The following is a 3,149-nucleotide window of genomic DNA, read 5'->3' as shown; positions in this document are numbered from 1 at the left end:
AAAAAATATGATTTCGCCGGAGGAAGCATGGGAAGTCGCCCAAAAAAGCCAAGTTCCACTGATCATTGACGCAGCGGCAGAAGAGGATTTGCAAAAATATGTTCAGCTGTCGGACTTGGTCATTTATAGCGGCTCGAAAGCACTTGAAGGTCCGACGTCCGGTATCGTTGCGGGAAAACAGTCTTACATCGATTGGCTGCAAGTACAGCTCCACGGAATTGGCCGCAGTATGAAGGTCGGAAAAGAAACGGCCTTTGGTTTATTACAGGCGCTAGAAGAGTATAAACAAAAGGCAGACCGGAGTGATGAGGAGCGAAACACGCTCAGAGCGCTAGTCCCGCTAAATGAACTGCCGGGTGTGCAAGTAGAGATCGTTCAAGACGAAGCCGGTCGTCGGATTTTTCGAGGACGCATTTTCATCGATGACTCGGTCGCGTCGCTGAATGCATTTGCACTAAATGAAGCGCTGCGAGCAGGAGAGATCGCCATTTACACACGTGATTACGGAGTGCATCAAGGCTACTTTGACATTGATCCACGTCCATTGAAAAACGATGATATTGAGGTCATTCGTGAGCGCATTTGGGCGATATTGGGAGGGAAATAGATGGAGATGGAAAAACGGTTTTACCGCGGCCGAGTATGTCTCAATGTTTTGGCAAGTTCTGTAGGGAATGCAAAAGAGGTGATGACTGCGGCTGAAGGCTATGCTGTCATCGGTGTGCTTTCCAAGGATTACCCGACTGTTGGTACCGCTATTGAAGCAATGAAGGCATATGATGACGCCGTTGAAGGTGGCGTATCGATCGGACTAGGTGCTGGCGACTACCGGCAAGCAGCGGTCGTGGCAGACATCGTGCGAACATATCCAGGAAGCCACGTGAATCAAGTGTTTTCATTTGTCGGGGCGACCCGGGCGAACGTGAACAATCAAGACAGCTGGATCAATGCGCTCGTCTCCCCGACAGGACAGCCAGGTTACGTAAATGTTTCTACAGGGCCAATGAGTACAGCTGTAAAAGAACAAGCGATCATTCCCGTTGAGGCTGCGATTGCGCTCGTCAAAGAGATGGGAGGCAACGCCTTAAAGTTCTTTCCAATGGGCGGGCTTGCATGTGAAGCGGAATATTTAGCGGTTGCGAAGGCGTGTGCTGACGCCGATTTTGCGCTAGAGCCAACGGGTGGCATCGACCTTCAAAACGTCGAAAGAATTCTTAACATCGCGCTTGAAGCTAGGGTGCCGAAAATCATTCCCCACGTTTATTCATCAATAATGGAAAAACAAACTCGTAACACGCGACGAGAAGATGTGGCATCGTTGTTTAAAATAACGAAACAAGTCGTTGATCATAATGGCTAACATCATTGCCTTTGGTGAAGTGATGATGCGTATGGAAGTGGCGGATAACCGCTTGTTAAGCCAAGGACAAAGCTTACACTATTCCTTCTCTGGCACGGGAGTCAATGTCGCTGCGGCAATGGTCAACTTCGGTCATCAAGGCTATCTTGCGACACGCTTGCCTCGACAACCTCTCGGACAAGCCGCTTTCGCCTTTATGCAGAAGCTAGGGATTCAGCATCAATTTATTAAAATGGGTGGGAGTGAACTCGGAATGTACTTCTTGGAAAAGGGATATGGGAGGCGGCCGAGCCGAGTGACGTATACCGAGCGGAAAAATAGTAGCTTTAATACCGCAATATTTAGCGAAGCTTATTTGAACGAACTTGCAGAGTGTGCGGATGTTCTTCACTTGTGTGGGATCACTCTGGCGATGGGTGAGTCCATCCGACAGCAATTGATGCGTCTCACTCATAAAGTGAAGCAAAAAGGTGGTCTGATTTGCTTCGACTGTAATTTTCGTCCTTCACTATGGAGTGAAGAGGACGGGGAGGCTAAGCGCTATTATGAGGAGATGTTTCATCTGGCCGACATCGTCATGATGAACGAAAAAGATGCACTGTTAACGCTGCAATACGAAACGGCGGCTCACGACCGGAGGCAACAGCTAGAGGAATTAATTCCACAGGTGGCAGAGTGCTACGATATTCCTGTCATCGCTGGGACGCATCGTACGGTGCATGTGGATAACACACATTCGCTGCAAGGCTTTCTCTATAAGGAAAGTTCTTTTTCTTACGCAAAAACGCCGCCGTTTGCTGTGCTAGATCGTATCGGTTCAGGAGATGCTTATACGAGCGGCATTTTGCATGGTGAGCTTTCACGCCAAAGCCCGCAAGAAGAAGTGCAGTTTGCCGTAACCGCCTGTATGCTCGCGTGTACCATTCAAGGAGATACACCGCTGTCTACGGAAGATGATATTGTCAGTGCGATAAATCAATATGAAAACGATCTTCAACGGTAAGAGGAGGTGCAAGAAATGGGACAGAAGCGACGAAAGGGTCCTTTATATTTGCAAATTAAAGAAGCATTAAAAGATCGCATTTTACACGGTGTGTACCCCTTGGGAAAAAATATTCCATCTGAGCCTCAGCTTGAAAAAGAGTTTGGGGTCAGTAAAATTACTGTGCGGAATGCAGTGAAAGAGCTCGTGCAGGAAGGGTATGTCGAAAAAGCAAGTGGTCGAGGAACGACGGTGATCTCGAATACGTCAGGCTCACGGCTGTCAAAAGGAAAGCGTTTTACGCAATGGCTTGTTGACGAGGGGCACCGCCTGGAAAAAAAGATGCTACGCGTTGATCAAGTCAGGCTGCCAGTGACACACCCGCTAGCACAGGCGGGAAGGTCCGATTGTTTAAGATGCCAACGACTCTACCTCTTGGACGGTCAGCCATATATTCATTACACGCATGATGTCAGCCTGCACTTACAAGGCGAAGCACTTGTTGAACTGCAGCAGAACATGACATCGCTCTATCGTTTTTTAAATGAGTATGGTTTGCGGCTCGATGAGTTCAGAGACGAATTTTCTGTCGACATTGCCCCTGAAGAAGTTCTGCAAGCGATGAAGCTTGAACAAAAAGATGCCATGCTTATGAAGAGAACGAGATTTGCCTCAGATGAGCAAGGTGAGCTTGTTGAATACAGTATCGGCTACTATAATACACAACTAAAGCCATATGTTGTTTCGTATGAGGAATCAGGTGCTTAAGCTAAACATATCTGTAAATGACACAGCGACATTCTTTTT

4 protein-coding genes are annotated in these 3,149 nt (G+C 47.8%); all 4 read left to right on the top strand.

Annotated features, from left to right (window positions below):
- The coding region (locus G4V62_RS18955) for a PLP-dependent aminotransferase family protein (RefSeq protein WP_246218543.1) at nucleotides 1–607 on the top strand (607 nt) is incomplete at its 5' end.
- Entirely contained in the window at nucleotides 608–1,360 is a 753-nt protein-coding gene (gene dagF, locus G4V62_RS18950; protein WP_165205187.1) for a 2-dehydro-3-deoxy-phosphogluconate aldolase, read from the top strand. It abuts the gene before it with no gap.
- Nucleotides 1,350–2,363, top strand: coding sequence for a sugar kinase (locus G4V62_RS18945; RefSeq protein WP_165205189.1), 1,014 nt, complete (start codon nucleotides 1,350–1,352; stop codon nucleotides 2,361–2,363). Before dagF ends, G4V62_RS18945 begins: the two co-directional genes overlap by 11 nt.
- Nucleotides 2,364–2,378: 15 nt before the next feature.
- Nucleotides 2,379–3,110, top strand: coding sequence for a GntR family transcriptional regulator (locus tag G4V62_RS18940; RefSeq protein WP_165205185.1), 732 nt, complete (start codon nucleotides 2,379–2,381; stop codon nucleotides 3,108–3,110).
- Nucleotides 3,111–3,149: the final 39 nt, after the last annotated feature.

Source organism: Litoribacterium kuwaitense, from assembly GCF_011058155.1.
Lineage (GTDB): Bacteria > Bacillota > Bacilli > Bacillales > DSM-28697 > Litoribacterium > Litoribacterium kuwaitense.
Note: the sequence above shows the minus strand (reverse complement) of the source record. Positions and strands in the feature narration are given on the sequence as shown.